Source organism: Streptomyces sp. SM18 (assembly GCF_002910775.2).
GTDB lineage: Bacteria > Actinomycetota > Actinomycetes > Streptomycetales > Streptomycetaceae > Streptomyces > Streptomyces halstedii.
Genome location: NZ_CP029342.1, coordinates 6098025 through 6116297, shown reverse-complemented (window position 1 = coordinate 6116297; position 18273 = coordinate 6098025). Strand labels below are relative to the sequence as shown.

The 18273-nt window shown below is 73.7% G+C and carries 15 protein-coding genes and 1 pseudogene; 11 read left to right on the top strand and 5 right to left on the bottom strand.

Annotated elements, in window-relative coordinates:
* Window positions 1–309 precede the first annotated feature (309 nt).
* From B9S64_RS27205 to B9S64_RS27175, 7 genes are all read left to right on the top strand, one after another.
* A complete protein-coding gene (locus tag B9S64_RS27205) occupies window positions 310–1197 on the top strand; it encodes a polyphosphate polymerase domain-containing protein (protein ID WP_103488504.1) in 888 nt (295 codons plus the stop codon).
* Window positions 1194–1871, top strand: a complete 678-nt coding sequence (locus B9S64_RS27200) for a DUF4956 domain-containing protein (RefSeq protein ID WP_103488505.1) — start codon at window positions 1194–1196, stop codon at window positions 1869–1871. The genes B9S64_RS27205 and B9S64_RS27200 overlap by 4 nt, the downstream gene beginning before the upstream one ends.
* Window positions 1871–3676: a CotH kinase family protein gene (locus B9S64_RS27195; protein WP_109492145.1), complete on the top strand. Its 1806-nt coding sequence runs from the start codon at window positions 1871–1873 to the stop codon at window positions 3674–3676. Before B9S64_RS27200 ends, B9S64_RS27195 begins: the two co-directional genes overlap by 1 nt.
* Window positions 3677–3903: 227 nt before the next feature.
* The gene (locus tag B9S64_RS27190; RefSeq protein WP_103491466.1) at window positions 3904–4623 is read left to right on the top strand and encodes a response regulator transcription factor; all 720 of its coding nucleotides are present in this window, start codon (window positions 3904–3906) and stop codon (window positions 4621–4623) included.
* Entirely contained in the window at window positions 4620–6179 is a 1560-nt protein-coding gene (locus B9S64_RS27185; RefSeq protein WP_103491467.1) for a cell wall metabolism sensor histidine kinase WalK, read from the top strand. The genes B9S64_RS27190 and B9S64_RS27185 overlap by 4 nt, the downstream gene beginning before the upstream one ends.
* A gap of 122 nt (window positions 6180–6301) precedes the next feature.
* A complete protein-coding gene (locus B9S64_RS27180) occupies window positions 6302–7708 on the top strand; it encodes an alkaline phosphatase PhoX (RefSeq protein WP_374936070.1) in 1407 nt (468 codons plus the stop codon).
* Window positions 7709–7815: 107 nt separating this feature from the next.
* On the top strand, window positions 7816–8691 hold the full coding sequence (locus B9S64_RS27175) for a polysaccharide deacetylase family protein (RefSeq protein ID WP_103491469.1): 876 nt from the start codon (window positions 7816–7818) through the stop codon (window positions 8689–8691).
* A gap of 34 nt (window positions 8692–8725) precedes the next feature.
* On the opposite strand, the gene B9S64_RS27170 is transcribed toward B9S64_RS27175, so the two are convergent.
* The 3 genes and pseudogenes from B9S64_RS27170 to B9S64_RS27160 all read right to left on the bottom strand — a co-directional run bounded on the left by B9S64_RS27170 (window position 8726) and on the right by B9S64_RS27160 (window position 11280).
* Window positions 8726–8905: a hypothetical protein gene (locus B9S64_RS27170; protein ID WP_103491470.1), complete on the bottom strand. Its 180-nt coding sequence runs from the start codon at window positions 8903–8905 to the stop codon at window positions 8726–8728.
* A gap of 840 nt (window positions 8906–9745) precedes the next feature.
* A pseudogene (locus B9S64_RS35235) lies at window positions 9746–10606 on the bottom strand (ATP-binding cassette domain-containing protein); the annotation flags it as partial.
* Window positions 10603–11280 (bottom strand): AIM24 family protein, encoded by a 678-nt coding sequence (locus B9S64_RS27160; protein WP_103491474.1) that lies wholly within the window; start codon window positions 11278–11280, stop codon window positions 10603–10605. The pseudogene B9S64_RS35235 and the gene B9S64_RS27160, both read right to left, overlap by 4 nt.
* A 72-nt stretch (window positions 11281–11352) precedes the next feature.
* Here B9S64_RS27160 and B9S64_RS27155 point away from each other — a divergent pair, with 72 nt between their 5' ends.
* From B9S64_RS27155 to B9S64_RS27140, 4 genes are all read left to right on the top strand, one after another.
* Window positions 11353–12096: a peptidyl-tRNA hydrolase gene (locus B9S64_RS27155; protein ID WP_103491471.1), complete on the top strand. Its 744-nt coding sequence runs from the start codon at window positions 11353–11355 to the stop codon at window positions 12094–12096.
* A gap of 197 nt (window positions 12097–12293) precedes the next feature.
* Window positions 12294–13682, top strand: coding sequence for a DUF692 domain-containing protein (locus tag B9S64_RS27150; RefSeq protein WP_103491472.1), 1389 nt, complete (start codon window positions 12294–12296; stop codon window positions 13680–13682).
* Window positions 13679–14695: a TIGR04222 domain-containing membrane protein gene (locus B9S64_RS27145; RefSeq protein WP_109492144.1), complete on the top strand. Its 1017-nt coding sequence runs from the start codon at window positions 13679–13681 to the stop codon at window positions 14693–14695. Before B9S64_RS27150 ends, B9S64_RS27145 begins: the two co-directional genes overlap by 4 nt.
* A 100-nt stretch (window positions 14696–14795) precedes the next feature.
* Window positions 14796–15608 (top strand): TIGR04222 domain-containing membrane protein, encoded by an 813-nt coding sequence (locus B9S64_RS27140; protein ID WP_103505230.1) that lies wholly within the window; start codon window positions 14796–14798, stop codon window positions 15606–15608.
* A gap of 414 nt (window positions 15609–16022) precedes the next feature.
* On the opposite strand, the gene hemQ is transcribed toward B9S64_RS27140, so the two are convergent.
* Together hemQ and hemG are read right to left on the bottom strand one after the other, a co-directional pair.
* The gene (gene hemQ, locus B9S64_RS27135) at window positions 16023–16736 is read right to left on the bottom strand and encodes a hydrogen peroxide-dependent heme synthase (RefSeq protein ID WP_103489228.1); all 714 of its coding nucleotides are present in this window, start codon (window positions 16734–16736) and stop codon (window positions 16023–16025) included.
* 4 nt (window positions 16737–16740) lie between these two features.
* Window positions 16741–18204, bottom strand: a complete 1464-nt coding sequence (gene hemG, locus B9S64_RS27130; RefSeq protein WP_103489227.1) for a protoporphyrinogen oxidase — start codon at window positions 18202–18204, stop codon at window positions 16741–16743.
* Window positions 18205–18273 lie beyond the last annotated feature (69 nt).

Sequence of the window (18273 nt, the reverse complement as noted above, 5' to 3'; positions counted from 1 at the left end):
GGACGTGTCCGTACGACGGGCGTCCGGCGTCTCGCACTTCGGGCTCCCTCGGGACGTCACCACCGTCGGCACAGGGAGAACGACCGCACCCGGGGAAGGTGACGGTCCCGTCGCCGACGGCACGCCGGAAGCCGGGGGCACGCCGGAAGCCCGGGGGCACGCCACCCGCCGTTCATCTTTCGGCCATCCCGGATCCTCCCGCAATACACCCGGGTTTCTCATCGCTTCCTCATGCGCCGTTGGTTGCGTGTCCCGGGCCGGCCGGTCCGGCACGGACGACGAAGGAGGCGCGTGGTGTCGCGACCCGACATGGCCCCGTCCAGGGAACCCGCCCCGGGTACCCCCGAGGACGCCGAAACGCAGCATGTGGCGAGCAGGCTGCACGCGTTCAACCGGTTCGAGCTCAAGTACCTGGTGCCGGTCGAGCAGGCCGCCGAGATCCGCGACGAGCTCTCGGAGCGGATGGACCGCGACCTGAACAGCCCGGCCGGCGGGTACGGCGTGTGGAGCCTGTACTACGACTCGCCGCAGCTGCGGTTCTACTGGGAGAAGATCGAGGGCCTGAAGTTCCGGCGCAAGCTGCGCATCCGGCACTACGGCGCTCTGGACGGCGTCTCCGACGAGTCGCCCGTCTGCGTCGAGATCAAGCAGCGCGTCAACCGGGTCACCCAGAAACGCCGTATCACCCTCCCCTACGGCACCGCCCGTCAACTCTGCGACGCACGGGAGATGGTGGAGCACTCCCCGAGGGAACGCGGCTTCGTCCACGAGGTGCTCGACCTCGTCGTCCGGCTGAACCTGCGTCCGACCGCCATCACCGGCTACCAGCGTGAGGCGCTGGTCGGCCGTGGTTCGGACACCGGGCTCCGGGTGACCTTCGACCGGCGGATCCGGGGCCGTGACCGCGACTTCGACTTCGCTCTGGCCACCCCCGAGAACCGGTTCACCATCCCGCCCCACATGGCGGTGATGGAGGTCAAGGTCAACGAACGCACGCCGTACTGGATCACGGACCTGGCCGCACGCCGGAATCTCGACCTCGTCCGCGTCTCCAAGTACGTGCAGTCCATCGAGGCGTTCGGGCTGGCACCCCGGTCCGTCTTCCACGTCGACGAGGCGGACTGCCCGCCTCCCCCCACCCCCCTCGACACTCAGCCGCCGGCGCACGAGGCGCCGGTGAAGGCAGGAGCACAGTGAACTTCGATCTGCAGGAACTCAGCGGGACGTTCAGCGTCACCGACGTCGTCGTGGCCATGGCGCTGTCGTTCGTCCTGAGCACGGTGATCGGTTACGTGTACCGGTACACGCACCGCAACGTGTCCTACAGCCAGTCCTACGTCCAGACCCTGGTCATCGTGGGCATGATCGTCGCCCTGATCATGCTGGTGGTCGGGTCCAACCTCGCTCGGGCGTTCTCGCTGGTGGGCGCGTTGTCGGTGGTCCGGTTCCGTAACGCGGTCAAGGAGACCCGGGACGTCGGCTTCATCTTCCTGGCCATGGCGATCGGTATGGCCTGCGGTGCCCGCTTCTACACGCTGGCGGCGGTCGGCGCCGTCGTCATCTGTGTCGTGATCGTCGTCATGCACAAGTTCGACTGGTTCGCCCTGAACGTCCAGCGCCAGGTGGTCAAGGTCCAGGTCCCGGCGGGCGAGGACTACACCCCGGCGATCCGTGACGTCCTGATCGCGTACACCACCGAGTTCGAGCTGGTGAGTACGGAGACGATCCGCGGCGGGGCGCTGAACGAGGTGTTCTACACGGTCCGGATGAAGAAGGGCACCGAGCCGGGCGACCTCGTCACCGCCCTCCAGGAACGTACCTCCGGACAGCGGGTGACCGTGCTCACCGGTTACGACACGACCGACCTGTGATGCCGGGCGACAAGACGGCCCGCGGGCGCCGGTTGCGCGACCGGGTGCCCGTACGGCTGCGGCACCACTGGAAGCCGGCCGGCGCGCTGTGCGCGGGACTCGCGGTGATGGTGTACGCGTTCGGCGACGCCCGTGTCTCCCCGTACGTCACCTCGGCCTCCCGGGTGGAGGCCGACACCATCACGGAGGACGTCGCGGGCACGGTCGGCCTGTACGACACGTCGGTACGGCACTCGATCCGACTGGAGTACGACCAGACGGACTTCGACAAGATGATGAAGGAGTTCGAGGACGACGGGACCAAGGAGTCGATCCAGGCCGACCTCACCATCGACGGTGTCTTCCTCAGGGACGTCGGAATCCGGCTCAAGGGCAACTCCACCCTGATGTCCCTGCGGGGCACGGGCGGGATGCCGGGCGGTGGAGGCCGCGGCCCCGGAGAGGCCGGGGACACCGGGGACACCGGACAGGGCGGGGGCGGCCCGCGGATGCCACAGGGCGCGGGCGGCCCTCCGGACGGCGGCCAGGGTGCGGACGCGGGCGGCACGGGCGGCACGGCCCCGGACGGCCCCGGCCCGACCGGCGGCGCGAGTGACTCGGGCGGCCCGGGCGGTACGGGTACGACCGGCACGGGCGGCACAACCGACACCGGCGACACCGGCGGCGCGGCCGCCGGGCAGGGCCCCGGTGGGGCGGCGGGCGGCGGCCGGGGCGGGGGCATGACCCAGTACGACCTCTCCGCCGACAAGCCCGAGGAGCTGCCCTGGCTCATCAAGATCGACGAGTACGTCGAAGGCCGGGCCTACCAGGGCGAGCGGGAGATCTCGCTCCGTCCGGGCAGCAACGCCGAGGTGCCGTTCAACGAGGCGCTGGCGCTGTCACTGATGAAGGAGAGCGGCGAGCCCGCCGAGCGGTACGGCTTCTCGACCCTGAAGATCAACGACCGGCCGGCCGCCGCCCGGCTGATGGTCGAGAACCCCGACACCGAGTACGCCGAGGCCGTCGGGGGCGAGTCGGTGGTGTACAAGGCGAGGGCCGGCGGCAGCTTCGCCTACCAGGGAGACGACCCCTCCGACTACAAGGCCTCCTTCCGCCAGCTGAACAAGGTCGGCAGCCAGGACCTCGAACCGGTGATGAAGCTGATCAAGTGGGTGGAGGAGGCGTCGGACGAGGAGTTCGCCGAAGACCTCGGCACGCACCTCGACGTGGAGTCGTTCGCCACCTACGTCGCCGCCCAGAACCTGCTGATGAACTTCGACGACATGGCGGGGCCGGGCAAGAACTACCTGCTCGGGTACGACCTGGACACGAAGAAGTTCTCGGTCCTGGGGTGGGACTACAACCTCACCTTCAGCGGGGACGCGACCGCCGGTCCCGACGACGAGACGGGCATGGGCGGCGGCCCGGGTGGCGGCCGGCCAGGAGAGATGCCCGAAGGCATGCCGGAGGGAGCCCCCGAGGGCATGCCGGAAGGCGCGCCGGAGGGCATGCCCGAAGGCATGCCGGGCGGGGCGGACGGCGGCGAGGGCCGGGGCGGCGGCCCCGGTGGGATGACGGGGCACGCGCTCAAGGACCGGTTCCTGGAGCTCGACGCCTTCGACGAGGTGTACAAGACGGCCTACCGGGACCTGTACGAGACGTTCTACGCCTCGGGCAGGGCGACCGAGGCCCTGAAGAACATCTCGGAGCAGGCCGTCCGCGCCGGGATCCCGTCCCAGGACGTCACCACGGCGGTGGATGCCCTGCGCACCACGGTGACCGAGCGCACCACCGCGCTCGCGAAGGACGAGGAGGTCGCCGGCTGACCGGCGGTGTCCCGGGGCGGATGTCCCCCCGCCCGCCCCGGGACGCCGTCACCCACCGGGCGCCCGCCCGCGCACCGTCCGCGGCCCTTCCTGTGCGGTCCGAGGCCCTTTCCTGTGGGTCCGCGGCCCTTTCCTGTGCGGTCCGCACATGTTCGGTCGCTAGCATCGCCGCGCGCCGCCTCACCCGGCGGCGCGTTCCCCGCGTACCCCCGAGGTGACCCCGTCCGATGGCCGCCCAGTCCGCCCGGCACACCGTCCTGGTCGTCGAGGACGATCCCGGCATCCGCACCCTGCTCACCTCGGCGCTGCACGCGGCCGGATACCGCGTCGCGTCGGCGGCGAACGGCCGGGAGGCCATGTTCGAGACGGGCCGCTGCCGACCGGCCCTGATCGTGCTGGACGTGATGCTCCCGGACACCGACGGCTTCGCCGTCACACGCGAGCTGCGCGCCCAGGGCGTCTACACCCCGGTGCTGTTCCTGACCGCCCGCACGGAGGTCGAGGACCGCATCATCGGGCTCAGTTCCGGGGGCGACGACTACGTCACCAAGCCGTTCCACATCCAGGAGATCCTGCTCCGCGTCCGCGCCATCCTGCGGCGCACCGGGGGGTCGCCCTCCGTACCGGCCGAGCGGCCCCCGCTGCGGTACGCGGATCTCGCCGTCGACCGGGACCGGCACACCGTGCACCGCTCCGGGGGACCCGTACAGCTGTCCCCCACCGAATTCCGGCTGCTGGTGTGTCTGGTGTCCCACCCGGAGAAGGTGCTGGAGAAGCGGGAGATCCTCCAGGAGGTGTGGCAGTACGGCTTCGCCGGGGACACCCGCATCGTCGACACGTACATCAAGAACCTGCGCCGCAAGATCGACCACCCCGGTCCGCAGCTGATCCACACCGTGCGCGGTGTCGGCTACTGCCTGCGGCTGCCGCGCGAGGGCCCGGCGTGAGGCTCCGGCGCCCGCCGTGGCTCCGCTCCCCGCGTCCGCCGTCGCTCCGCACCCGGCTGGTGCTGATCTCCACCGTGCTGGCCACGGTCGCCGTGCTGGCCTCCCAGGCGGCCGGTCTGACGGTCATGCGCGCCTGGCTCACCGGTCAGATCGACGACCGTCTGACCCACTTCCGGCCGCCTCCCCCGGCCTACGGCGACCCGGGCCGGGACGCGGCGGGCGGGGCGGGTCCGCTGCCCCGTGACGACGTCCTGCCGTCCGACTACCGGGTCTTCTTCTACGACCGGGACGGCTCGCTCCTGCCCCACTCGCTGGGCAGCGGTGACAGCACCCCCCGGCTTCCCCCGACCGCGCTCCGCCTGGAGGACGGGCGGCCCGCCACCGTGCCCGCCGAGCACGGTGGGACGAGCTGGCGGGTGGTCGCCGAGTCCGTCCCCTCGGGAGAGCGCCTGGTCGTGGCGCTGCCCTTGGACACCGTCGAGGGGGCCACGTCCAAGCTGCTGTGGTTCAGCCTCGCCATCGGGGCCGTCACGGCCGCCGGTGTGATGCTGCTCGGAGGCGTGGCGGTACGCCTGGGGCTGCGCCCCCTGGACCGGATGGAACGCACCGCCCGGCGTATCACCGGCGGGGAACTGGCCCTGAGCGTCACCGACACCGATCCCGGGACGGAGGTCGGACGCCTCGGCATCGCCTTCAACACGATGCTCGACCAGGTGCGGGCGGCCCTGCGCCGCAAGGACGCCTCGGAGCGACGGCTGCGCCGCTTCATGGCGGACGCCGGTCACGAACTGCGCACCCCCCTCACCTCCATCCAGGGGTTCGCCGAACTCCTCCTCCAGCAGCCGCGCACCTCCGCGGCGGACCGGCGTGAGGCCCATGAGCTGATCGCCCGGAACGCCGACCGGATGAGCCGGCTCGTCGACGACCTCTTCCTGCTGGCCACGCTCGGGTACGCGCCGGTCGCCCACCGGGACACCGTCGATCTGCTCTCGCTGGCCGCGGACGGCGTCAGCGCGGCCGTCGTCGCCCACCCCGGGCGGGACGTACGGCTGGTCCCCCTGCCCGGAGGCGGCCGGGACCGCGCCCGCGACGAGCTGGACGTGATCGAGACGCTCGGCGACCCCCATCAGCTGTCCCAGGTGATCGCCAATCTGCTCTCCAACGCCTGTGTCCACACACCTCCCGGGACACGCGTCGAGGTCCGGGTCGGCACCGTGCGTACGGGTCCGCGCACCGGCGGCACCGACCGTCCGGGCCGCAGCGGTCCGACCCCGCCGCTGCCCGAGGGCGTCCAGGCGTGCGTCGTGGAGATCGCCGACGACGGACCCGGACTGGCGGAGGAGGCCGCCCGGCAGGTCTTCGAACGCTTCTACCGCGCTCCCGCCGGGGGTGCGGAGGGCCGGGACCCCGGTTCCGGGCTCGGCCTGTCCATCGCCGCCACCATCGCCGAGGCGCACCACGGGCGGCTGGAGCTGGACACCCGGCCCGGTGCCGGGTGCGTCTTCCGTCTGTTGCTCCCCCGCAACGCCGGTCCGGGACCGTTCGCCCCGGGGTGACCGCGTCCGCCGGGACCGTGCGCCCAGGAGTGACCACGTTCGCCGGGACGGCCGACCGGGCAGGCCTGTTCCCCACGACGTCATGTCACCGTCCCACCCCACAGGCACCAGGAGCCGCCCTCATGTCATCCGCACCCCATATGTCATCCGCCCCCCTCAGGCCGTCCGCGCCCCGACGGCTCGCGACACGACGCCAGGTCCTCGCCGGGAGCGCCGCCGCCTCGATCGCCTTCACCGGGTCCTTCACCGAACTCTTCGCGGGGACCTCCGCCGCCCGGGGTCACAGCGGCTACGGTCCGCTGGTGCCCGACCCGGACGGTCTGCTCGATCTGCCGAAGGGCTTCCGCTACCGGGTCCTCTCCCGGGAGGGCGAGCCGTTGCGCTCCGGCGAGGGCCTGGTGCCCGGCAACCACGACGGCATGGCCGCCTTCGCCGGGCCTCGTGGCCGGGTCCGTCTGGTGCGCAACCACGAGAACCGGGACTACGCCGCGATCGGGGTGCCCACGGTCGAGGGCCTGACCTACGATCCGGCGGGCAAGGGCGGTTGTACGGTCCTGGAGCTCGACGGCCGGGGCGAGGTCCTGGGTGAGCGCGTCGCGATCGCGGGTACGGCGGTCAACTGCACGGGTGGCCGCACCCCGTGGAACACCTGGCTGACCTGCGAGGAGACCGAGGACCGGGCCGGAACCAACGGATACACCAAGGACCACGGCTTCGTCTTCGAGGTGGACGGCGCCGATCCGCGCCGCACCGGTGCCGTCCCGCTGACCGCGATGGGCCGTTTCCAGCACGAGGCGATCGCGGTCGATCCCGGCAACGGCATCGTCTACGAGACCGAGGACGCGTTCGAGCGGCCGTTCGGCCTCTTCTACCGCTTCCTCCCGGAGAGGCCGCTCGGCGGGACGGACTCGCTGCGGGCGGGCGGCGCACTGGAGGCCATGCGGGTCCCCGGGGTGCCGGACCTCTCCGTGGTCCAGGAGACCGGCGCGCGCTTCGACCGGGTCGAGTGGGTGCCCGTACCCGATCCGCAGGCCTCCGGCACCCCGATCCGCTTCCAGGACTTCGGTCCGAAGGGCATCACGCACGCCCAGAAGCTGGAGGGATGCTACTGGGGCGGCTCGTCGGTCTACTTCGTCTCCAGCTTCGCGCGCAGCGCCGAGGGATCGGCGGCGGACCACTTCGGTCAGGTGTGGCGGTACGAGCCCGCCCGGCGGCGGCTGACCCTGGTCGTCGTCTTCGGCCCGGACACGGACGTCGAGCTGCCGGGCGAGTCCCCGGACAACATCTGCCTGGCCGCGGACGGCGGGCTGATGGTCTGCGAGGACGGCGGGGGCGCGCAGCACGTGTTCGGGGTGACGCGGCGGGGCGAGGTCTATCCGATGGCCCGGGGGAGGCAGAACATCGGGACGGCCGAGGAGCCCGAGTGGGGCGAGTTCGCCGGGGTCACCTTCTCGCCGGACGGCGAAACGATGTTCGTGAACTGCTACACCCCGGGGACGACGTTCGCGGTGACCGGCCCCTGGCGCTGAGCCGCCCGAGCGGTCCGTCCGGGCCCCGGCCGCCGCCTCCGGAGCGCCGCGCGCTCCACCGACGGGCCGTCAGCTAACGTCCCCCAGTGATCAAATCGGTTCGTACGATGACAGCACTGGCAATCCTGGGCGGGGTGGTTCTCACGGGCTGCGGCGGCCCGGAGACCACCCGCGCCGAGACCCTCGCACCCCCGGGGAGCCCGAGCCCCGCGAGCCCGACCCCGGGGAGCCCGAGCCCGGCGGCGTCCGCCCCGGACCGGGCGGAGAGACCGCCCACCCTGGCCCCCGGACCCGCCGGCCTGACCCCGGTGTTCGAACGCCGGGCACCGACCGGGTCGCCGGGCCGGAACGACAAGGTCGTGGCGCTCACCTTCGACGCCGACATGACGGCGGACCAGGGACCACGCGCCGAGGCCGGCGAGCACTTCGACAACCCCGCGCTGATCTCCCTGCTGCGCCGGCTGAAGGTCCCCGCGACCGTCTTCATGACCGGCCGGTGGGCCGAGGAGTACCCGTCCCAGGCCCGCTCGATCGGCACCGACCCCCTCTTCGAGATCGCCAACCACTCGTACAGCCACTACGCCTTCTCCACCCCCTGCTACGGGCTGCCGACCGTGGAGGAGGGCGAGATGCGCGACGAGGTGGAGCGGGCGTTCGACGCGATCCGCGCGACGGGGGCGCGCCAGGTGGTGCCGTACTTCCGCTTCCCCGGCGGCTGCTACGACGACGCGTCACGCAAGGCGCTGGCCCCGACGGGTGTGACGGCGGTGCAGTGGGACGTCGTCAGCGGCGACGCCTTCGCCACCGACGCGGACGCGGTGGCCGAACAGGTGCTGGACGGCGTGGAGCCCGGCTCGCTGGTGGTCATGCACTGCACCCGCAGCGCGGCCCCGGTCACCGAGGAGGCGGTACGCCAGGTGGTCCCGGCGCTGCGCGAGCGCGGGTACCGCTTCGTGAAGGTCTCCGAGCTGATGCGGGGCTGATCCGCCGCCCCGCCGCCCCTGGGCCGTCCCGCCCTCAGCCGGAGCAGGCCGTGCGGGCCGCCTCCTGCCAGGCGCAGACCGGGCAGAGGGTGGCACCCTTCACCGACTCCGGGTACTCGGTCGGCTCCCCGCACAGCACACACGCCGCGTACGGCCCGCCGGTGTCCTCGGGTACGGGCACCGGGGCGGGCGTCCTGGAGCAGGCGTCGTCCATGGGCACGAGCGTACTCACTCACTCCCGCGACGAGGCGAGCCGGACGGTGAGGGCGGTCACCGCGGCGGCGAGGAGCAGGGCCCCGGCGCACGCCAGGAGGGGTACGCGCACCGTGCCGTCCCGTGAACCGGAGACCAGGCCCGTCACGGCGCGCTTCGCGGGAGACCCGTCGGTCACCACGGCGAGCAGGACGACGGGCACGGTGGTGGCGAGCGACCAGCCCCGGCGGTGCAGCACCGGCCGGGCGCAGAGCGCCCCCACCGCGGTGCCCACGAGGGCGCAACAGAGGGCGGTGAGCAGTCCGGCGAGCGCGGCGGGTGGCAGCGGGACGGCGGCGGTGCGGTCGTTGCTCAGCGGTTCGCCGGTCAGCAGCACGAACGCGGTCGCCACGGTCCCGAGGACGAGCGCAGCACCGAGGGCGGTGACCAGGGCGGCGCCGTGGACCCGCGCGGGTCCCAGGGCGGCGGCGACGACGGCACGGGCGGCGGGCGGTTCCTGGGTGACGCAGAGCCGGGTCAGCCAGGCGGTGACGGGCAGCAAGCCGGCGGCCGCGTAGCCGAGAGAGTCCAGCACCGGCTGTCCGGCCTGGACGCCGACCGCCAGGAAGGCCGCGTGCAACAGGACGGGCGCGAGCCAGCGTTGCGATCGTGTCAGCAGGGCGGCCTGGCAGCGCACCAGGGCGGCGAAGCGGCGTCCCCGGGGGATTCCGGGGAACGGGACGGCACGGTCCGCGCCGGGCGTGCGCCCTGGGACACCGGACCCCGTCGCGGTGGCTCCGTCGCGGGCCGGAGCCGGAGCCGGAGTCGGGATCGGCAGCGGAGTCGGGCTCGGAGGCGAAGTCGGAGCCGCGTCCGTGGACGGCACGCGGGCCCCGGCCGGGGCGAGCCCGGTGATGTGCCACCCGGGGCGGGCCGTGAGCAGTGCGCGCAGGAGGTCGTCCGAGTGGGTCGCGGCGACCGTGAGCCGGACCCCGCCGGAAGTGTCCCGCTCCACCACCGGTGCGCCGGGCAGCCCGGACGGAAGGACGGCGGCGGAACCCTCCGCCTCGATCCTGATCCGGGGCGGCGCCGCACGGGACACAGCGGGAGGCTCCGCGCCGGCCGTCGGGACGGCGACGAGCCTCCCGCCGCCCAGGCGGTAGGTGACGTCGACCGCGCCCGACTGCCGTCGCGGATCGTGGTCGACGAAGACGACCGTGGCCCCGTCCGCGACCCGCTCGGTGACGGCCCGGTCGAGTTCGTCGCGGGCGGCGGCGTCCAGTCCCGTCCACGCCTCGTCCAGGACCAGGAGGTCCGGCTCCGCCAGGAGCGCCTGGGCGACGGCGACCTTCTGACTGGTCCCCTTGGACAGCCGCGCCATCGGCGTACGGGAGCACCCGGCAGCCCCGAAGCGGGCAAGCCACCGGTCGGCCCGCCGGCCCGCTTCGACGGTGTCCAGACCGTGTACCCGGCCCAGGTGGACGAGGTAGCCGCCGACTGTGAACGGCAGCGCCCCGGGGACGTACGCCGTCCGGGGCCGCCCCGTGAGCCGGCCTTCGGTCGGTGCGTCGATCCCCGCGAGCAGGCGCAGCAGCGTCGACTTGCCCGTGCCGTTGGCCCCCTCCACCCGCACCAGGGTCCGCGGGGGCAGCACGAGGTCGGCCCCGCGCAGCACCCAGGGCCCGCGCGGGCCGTAGCGGCGCCCCACTCCCCGAAGGTTCAATTCGCCGAGGCCTTCTCCTGCTTGAGTTCGCTGGGCCGTACGATCACGAAGCCCTCGCCCTGGAGCATCAGCTGGACCGCCTCGCCGGAGCCGCCGCGCACCATCGAACCGAAGCTCTGGGAGCGGTGGAGTGAGGTGGAGAGCTGGGCGCTCCAGCCGACGACCGCGTCCGTGTCGACGTATACCGGCTGCTGCGCGGTGACGGGGATCACGATGGGGTGGCCGTCGCACATCAGGCCGAGCTTGCCGGCGCCGGTGAAGACGCTGTTGAAGAGACCGCCGCCGGCCATCCCGGCGCCCTTGACCGTCTTGATCTCGTAGGCGAGGCCGGGGTCGAAGCACAGGACGTTGCGGCCGTTGACGGTCAGGACGTCGCCCTGCTCCATCTCCACGATGAAGCAGTTCGCCGCCTCGTGGGCGAACCAGGCCTCGCCCTGGCCGCGTACGGCCATGAGCGGCAGCCCCTCGCCGGTGAAGGCGCGCTTGAGCATGCCGCCGACGCCCTGGCCCTTGCGTTCGAACTGGAGGTTGCCGCGGAAGGCGATCATCGCTCCCTGGCGCGCGTGCATCTCACCGTTGACGGCGTACTTGATGGATTTGGCGTTCTGCAACGTCATACCCGGGGCGGTGGCCTGCTGGGCCAGGTGCTCGCTGGAAAAGAGGTCGCTCTTCATGGCGTGCATCCTCACCCGGAGCATCGGGTTCCGCCAACAGGGGTCGTCCTGGGGCCTGGCAGACTGGAAGCCGTGAGCAGCGACGACATCCCCGAGCCCCTTCCCGCGACGGCCTCGGCCGACCCCTTCCGTCCGGAGCCGGCCGCCCGCGACGAGGCACCCCAGTTCGTGCTTCCGCTGGTGGTGCGTCTGGAGAAGACCGATCCGCCCGCGCGCACCGACGCGCTGCGGACCGCCGCGCGCGCGGTGCTCACGATGCTGTCGGACGAACGTGCGCTGGGCGACGGGGAGTGGGCGCGGGCCATGCGGGACTGGGAGGACGCCCGCATCCGCAAGGTGGTGCGCCGGGCGCGTGGCGCGGAGTGGCGCAAGGCGTGCGCGCTGCCGGGGATCACGGTCACGGGCGAGAGGGCCGAGGTCCGGGTGTTCCCGCCGGTCGCGCTGGACGGCTGGCCCAAGGAGCTGGCCAAGCTCCAGGTGTCCGGCACGGAGCTGGACGACCCCGAGCCCCCGCCGGTGCCCGACGGGACGGGGCCGGTGCTGTGGCTCAACCCCGAGCTGGACATGTCGGCGGGCAAGACGATGGCGCAGGCCGGGCACGGCGCCCAGCTCGCGTGGTGGGAGCTGTCCGGCGCCGAGCGCACGGCGTGGCGCGAGGCCGGGTTCCCGCTCTCCGTCGGGGTCCCGGAGGCCGGGCACTGGCGCGAGCTGACCGTGAGCGGGCTGCCGGTGGTCCGGGACGCGGGGTTCACCGAGATCGCGCCCGGCTCGTGCACGGTCGTCGCGGACCACCCGGCCCTGCGCCGCCGCCCCTGACACCACCGGGGACGGGGGCGGGGCGGCGGGCCGGGCAGAAGGGCGACCGCCCGGAATCCCGCCCGGCGCACCCCGGCCCCCGGCCCGGGAACCTCAGATCGGGCTCTGAACGTCCCTCTTCCCGGATTCGACGGCGCCCGACGGGGTCAGAACCTTCCCACGGGACGGGGACCCGTACGGGACGGGGAGGGGACATCATGAAGCTGGGGATCGGCATCGGCTGGCGGCCCGAGATCGCGGACGCCGTCGAGGCACTGCCGGGTATCGACTGGGTCGAGGCCGTGGCCGAGAACATCTGCGCCGACCACCTCCCCGAACCGCTCGCACGGCTCCGGGAGCGCGGGGTCACCGTCGTCCCGCACGGAGTCTCGCTGGGCCTGGGCGGGGCCGCCCGGCCCGGCCCGGACCGCCTCGCGGACCTGGCGGCACGGGCCACCCTGCTGGGCGCGCCGCTGGTGACGGAGCACATCGCGTTCGTACGGGCCGGGGGGCCGCTCACCGCGTCACCCGGGCTGGAGGCGGGCCATCTGCTGCCCGTGCCGCGCACCTGGGACGCGCTGGACGTGCTGTGCGAGAACGTACGGATCGCCCAGGACTCGCTGCCCGTGCCGCTCGCCCTGGAGAACATCGCCGCGCTGATCGCTTGGCCCGACGAAGAGCTGACCGAGGGTCAGTTCCTCGCGGAGCTGGTCGAACGCACCGGCGTACGCCTCCTGATCGACGTGGCCAACCTGCACACCAACCACGTCAACCGGGGCGAGGACCCCGCGACCGCGCTCGACGAACTGCCGGTGGAGGCCATCGCGTACGTCCATGTGGCGGGCGGGGTCGAGAAGGACGGCGTGTGGCACGACACGCACGCCCACCCGGTGACGCGGCCCGTCCTGGACGTGCTGACCGAGCTGCGCGCACGGGTGGATCCTCCGGGTGTGCTGCTGGAGCGCGACGACGCCTTCCCGCCCGCCGAGGAGCTGGCGGGTGAACTGGCCGTGATCCGCGAGACCCTGGCGGCCGCCGCACCGGCCGGGACCTCCCCACCCGCCGCGTCGCGCTCCGCGCGGCACGGCAAGCAGGCCCCCGGGAAGCAGGCCCCCGGGACACGGCCCGGGGCCCGGGAGCGGGTCGGGGTGGCGCAGACCTCGCTGCTCTCCTCGCTGGTGGCGGGCACCCCCGTGCCCGAGGGCTTCGACCACCGGCGGCTGGCGGTGCAGAGCCGCGCCCTGGCCGCCAAACGGGCCGACGTCGTCGCCAGGGTCGCCCCGGAACTGCCGGCGATCCTGGGCGACGGCTACCGGCCGGCGTACCTGGAATACGCCAGGACCCGGCCGCTGTCCGGGGGTTACCGCCGCGACGCCCTGGACTTCGCGGAACACCTCCTCATCGCGGGACTCCCGGCCGACGACGCCGCCCGCCGTGGGCTGACCCGGTGGTGGCGGGACCGGGCGGCCCCCACGCCACCGGGCCGTGGGGCCCGTCTGGTCCGGGCGGCGCGTGACACCCGGGTCGTCCGGGCCGCGCGTACCGTCCTGTCGGGAGTCCAGTCGGGAGTCCGGTCGGGAACCCGGTCGGGACGGGGGGCCCGGTGAACGCCCTCGCCCTCGTGTTCACCCTTGCCGTGGTGGTCTCCAGCGTCCTGCTGCTCGTCCTGCCCCCGGCGGTGGGCCGCCGTCGGGGCGGCGGGGCCGACGAACGGGTGCACGACCTCTCGGAGGCGGCCTTCCTGGGCGGTGGTCCGGCCAGGACGGTCGACACCGCGCTCACCGCCCTCTACGCGGACGGCCGCCTGGTGGTCGGCGGCCCCGGCATCGTCGCCGTACGCCGGGCGGAGGCACGTGACGTGGTGGAGCGTGCCGTGCTCCAGGAGTCGGCCGCCGCGCCCAGCGGCGCCCTGCGCCCCCTGCGGGAGGCCGTGATGCGGCACCCGGCGGTACAGGAGATCGGGGACGGACTGGCCGCTCGCGGGCTGCTGGCCGCACCGGGTGGCAACCGCGCGCGCCGCCGGTGGGCGTTCACCCAGGGCGTCGGGTGTGTCGTGGGCCTGCCCGTGAGCATCGGCCTGACCGTGGCTCAGTACGCCCTGCACGAGGGGTACGACGACGTCCCGTTCCCGTTCGTCCTCAAGGTGCTGCCCGCGCTCGTCCTGGGCGCCGTCGTCGGCCTGGTCGCCGCGGCGTCCGCCAGGGCACGGCTCACCCGGGCGGGACGCCGGGCCGCCGACGCCTACCGGGCCGCCCACGCCCAGGTCGCCCACCCGGCCCACCTCGTGGCCACCCGGGGGGCCGCCGCGCTGCCCTACCCCGAACTCCGGGAGCAGTTGCTGGCCGCGGCCCGGTACGGCTCCCCCGGCCGGAGCAGCGGGGTGGTCACGTCGGCGGGCGTGGGGGCGGGGGCGTACGCCGGTGACAGCGGGCCGCAGCCGGTGTGGTGCGCGGGGGCCGGTCTCGGCGGGAGTCACGGCGGCAGCGGTGACGGGGGATCCGGGTCCTCGTGCGGTTCGGGCGGCGGGGACGGCGGGGGGTCGAGCTGCGGGGGCGGATCGAGCTGCGGTGGGGGCTCCAGCTGCGGCGGTGGGGGCGGGGGCTGCGGCAGCAGCTCGTGAAGGCGGGATTTCAGCCATCCATGACCACGTGTGACCTATTTCTGTCCGGATCGTGAACAGACCATGGCGCACGCGTGCCCCTCTCGCATAGAAATCCGCCATGCTCTGGGTCTGGTTCCTCCTGGTCGCATGGGGCGCGGCGGCCGTCTCCTGCGTACGGCTCTGCCTCGTCACCGCGGGCGCCGCGCTGCGGTCGTCCGACGCCCCGGGTGACCCCGGCGCCCCGCTGCCCCGCGATCTCAGCCTGTACGAGACGGCGTTCCTGGCCGGCGGACCGCACCGGGTGGCGGATCTGGCGCTGGTCTCGATGCATCTGCGGCGCCGGCTGCTGCTCGCCCACACGGGCTGGGCGACGGTCGTCGATCCGGTGGGCCGCGACGAGGTGGAGCGCACCGTGATCCGGGCGATCGGCCCGGAGGGGCAGTCCCGGATAGCGCCGATACGGGCGGCCGCTGCCGCCGCCGACACCGTGCGCGGGCTCGCGGACCGGCTGGTGGCCGCCGGACTGGCCGTACCGCACGGCACGCGGACCACCCTGGAGTCGGCCGCGCGGGGAGTACGGGGCGCCGCGGTGCTGGTGGCGGTGCTGGCCGCGGTGACCGCGCTGATGCCCGGTCAGGACACGGGCGACGCGGGCCCGGTGGCCGCCTGGTTCGGGCTGCCGCTGGTGCTGACCCTGGGGTGCCTGGCCATCGCCCACGCGGAGAACGGGCCGTACAGCCCGTGGGCCTCGCCGTCAGGCCAGCGGTGGCTGGACTCGCTGCCCGCCCCGGCGCACGGCGCGGACCGCGAGATGCTGGCGGCGGTGGCCGTACGGGGTGTGGCGGCGGTGCGGGACCCGCGGCTCCGGGCGGCGCTGCTCGGCGGCCGCCCCGCGCGTCCGCTCGGCCGGGCACCGGGCGCGGAGATCTGAGAGCCGCGACGCGCTCCGGGGACGTGCCCGCGAGGCCAGGGCCCGGAAGACGGCCGGGACGGTCGCGTCCCGGGAGGCGCACCGGAGATGACGTGCGCTCAGGCGGATACCGGAGAAGAAGGGCGCCCCGGAGGACACCCGGGAGGCGCGGGAGGCCCCGGAGAGGCGCCGGAGCCCCAGGGAGACACAGGAGCCCCCAGGACGTAGGCGTCCCGGGACACATCGGCCGCGCCCGGCACGAGGCGGCGACCCGCGGGGAGGAATGGCTGACTCCCCCACGGGCCACCGCACTACGCCGGTCAGGGCCGATGTGCTCCCGGAACCGGACCCGGTGTCGCTGGAACGACGGGCGGCGTCACACGCGCCGTTGCCCGCCAACTGATCTTCCGGGTCGGGGTGGCCGGGAAACGCTGGCTATGCGAGCCCCGCCACCAGGTCTGCGATCGCCTTCCTGCGGCCCGTGTAGAACGGGACCTCCTCGCGCACGTGCATCCGTGCCTCGGAGCCCCGCAGGTGGCGCATCAGGTCGACGATGCGGTACAGCTCGTCCGCCTCGAAGGCCAGAACCCACTCGTAGTCGCCGAGCGAGAAGGAGGGGACGGTGTTGGCGCGCACGTCCGGGAAGCCGCGGGCCATCTTGCCGTGGTCCGCGAGCATGCGGCGGCGGTCCTCGTCCGGCAGCAGGTACCAGTCGTAGCTGCGCACGAAGGGGTACACGCTGACGTAGGCGCGCGGCTCCTCGTCGGCGAGGAAGGCCGGCACGTGCGACTTGTTGAACTCGGCCGGGCGGTGCAGGGCCATGTTCGACCAGACCGGCTCCAGCGCGCGGCCGAGGGCGGTGCGCCGGAAGAGGTTGTAGGCCTCCTGGAGCGCGTCGGAGGTCTCGGCGTGCCACCAGATCATCAGATCGGCGTCGGCCCGCAGACCGGAGACGTCGTAGGTGCCGCGGACGGTGACGTCCTTGGAGGCGAGCTGGTCGAACAGCTCCTGGACCTCGTCGGCGTAACCGGCGCGGTCGGCGGGAAGCACATCTCGCAGCTTGAAGACGGACCACAGCGTGTAGCGGATGACCTCGTTGAGGTCCTTGGCCTTCTTGCCTGCGTTCGGAAGCTTTTCTGGCGCACTCATACGGCTATTGTCCCGCCTCGCTCCCGGCGCCCTGAACCCGGGTCGGCGTGGCGGTGATCTCTTCCGCGATCTCGTCCGCGGCCCACCGGGCGCTCGCCACGCAGGCGGGGATGCCGACCCCGTCGTAGACCGCCCCGCACACCCGCAGCGCGGGCAGCTTCGCCACCTCCTCACGGATCCGGGCGACCCGGCCCAGGTGGCCGACGGGGTACTGCGGCAGGCCGCCGATCCACCGGGTGACCACGGTGTCCACGGGCCGGGCCGTCAGCCCCGTCGCCTCGGCGAGGTCCCTCAGCGACACCGCGACCAGCTCGGAGTCCTCGCGGTGCAGGTGGTCCTCCTCGCCGTAGCGGCCGACCGAGGTACGCATCACGAAGAGGTCGGGGGCCGCGTCCGCGACCCACCGCCACTTGTGGCTGGAGAAGGTGGCGGCCTTGATGGTGCGCCCGTCGACGGGCGGTACGAGGAAGCCGGAGCGGCCCCGCAGCGCCTCGGTCCCCTCGACGTCGGAGCGCCGGAAGGCCAGGGTGACCAAGGCCATCGAGGCGTACTCCACGGCGGCCAGCTCGACGGAGGCCGCCGGGCACTCGGCGGCGAGCAGCGTGGACGCGGACCAGGCCGGCGCGGCCATCACCACACCGTCGGCGGCGATCACCCCGGTCTCGGTGCGCACGTCCCAGCCCTGTCCGGTCCGGGTCAGACCGAGGACGGGGGTGGCGGTACGGATCCGCGCCCCGCCCGCCCGCACGGCGTCGGCCACGGCGTCCGGCAGGGTGCCGACGCCCCCGGCGATGCCCTGGAACACCGGGCCGGTCAGCTGCCGGGCGGCGGCCCTCTCCTGGACGCGCAGGACACCGTCGAGCAGCGAGCCGCCCTCCTTCACCACCGCGAAGAGCTGCGGTACGGCGGCCCGCATCGAGATCCGGTAGGCGTCGCCCGCGTACACCCCGCCGAGCAGCGGCTCCACGAGCCGGTCGACGACCTCGCGGCCGAGCCGGTCCGCGACGTAGGCGCCGACCGCGACGTCGTCACCGACGGCCGTCGGGGTGAGGTCACGCTCCTCGGCGATCCGGGCCAGCCCCTCGGCGGAGAGGAGCTCGCCGAGCGCCGCCGGGTCGCCGGGGACGCCCATGACGTGGCCCTTGGGCATGGGGCGCAGGGCGCCCCGGGTCCAGACCGAGGCGGTGGCGGTGGCGGGCGGCTGGAGCCGGTCGCCGAGACCGGCGGCGGTGGCCAGCTCGACCGCCTCGGGCCGGCGGGCGAGCATCGACTCGGCCCCGAGGTCCACCCGCGCCCCGGCGACCTCACCGGTCATCAGCTTGCCGCCGAGCCGTTCGGTCGCCTCCAGGACGGTGACCCGCAGCCCGGTGGCGAGCAGCCGGTGGGCGGCGGCGAGTCCGGCGATGCCGCCGCCGATGACGACGACATGACCCAGGGGCGAGGTGTCGTGCTGAAGAGAACGCTGCATGGGTCCACTCTCTCAAACCCGGAACGAGTCCCGAACGTGACCGCTTCGACACCGCGTTCCGGCAACCCG

Excerpts from the sequence above, each read along its gene's own strand:
- B9S64_RS27205 (WP_103488504.1), top strand. The coding sequence starts at position 310 with ATGGCCCCGTCCAGGGAACCCGCCCCGGGTACCCCCGAGGACGCCGAA.
- B9S64_RS27195 (WP_109492145.1), top strand. The coding sequence starts at position 1,871 with ATGCCGGGCGACAAGACGGCCCGCGGGCGCCGGTTGCGCGACCGGGTG.
- B9S64_RS27190 (WP_103491466.1), top strand. The coding sequence starts at position 3,904 with ATGGCCGCCCAGTCCGCCCGGCACACCGTCCTGGTCGTCGAGGACGAT.
- B9S64_RS27180 (WP_374936070.1), top strand. The coding sequence starts at position 6,302 with ATGTCATCCGCACCCCATATGTCATCCGCCCCCCTCAGGCCGTCCGCG.
- B9S64_RS27175 (WP_103491469.1), top strand. The coding sequence starts at position 7,816 with ATGACAGCACTGGCAATCCTGGGCGGGGTGGTTCTCACGGGCTGCGGC.
- B9S64_RS27170 (WP_103491470.1), bottom strand. The coding sequence starts at position 8,905 with ATGGACGACGCCTGCTCCAGGACGCCCGCCCCGGTGCCCGTACCCGAG.
- B9S64_RS27160 (WP_103491474.1), bottom strand. The coding sequence starts at position 11,280 with ATGAAGAGCGACCTCTTTTCCAGCGAGCACCTGGCCCAGCAGGCCACC.
- B9S64_RS27150 (WP_103491472.1), top strand. The coding sequence starts at position 12,294 with ATGAAGCTGGGGATCGGCATCGGCTGGCGGCCCGAGATCGCGGACGCC.
- B9S64_RS27140 (WP_103505230.1), top strand. The coding sequence starts at position 14,796 with ATGCTCTGGGTCTGGTTCCTCCTGGTCGCATGGGGCGCGGCGGCCGTC.
- hemQ (WP_103489228.1), bottom strand. The coding sequence starts at position 16,736 with ATGAGTGCGCCAGAAAAGCTTCCGAACGCAGGCAAGAAGGCCAAGGAC.
- hemG (WP_103489227.1), bottom strand. The coding sequence starts at position 18,204 with ATGCAGCGTTCTCTTCAGCACGACACCTCGCCCCTGGGTCATGTCGTC.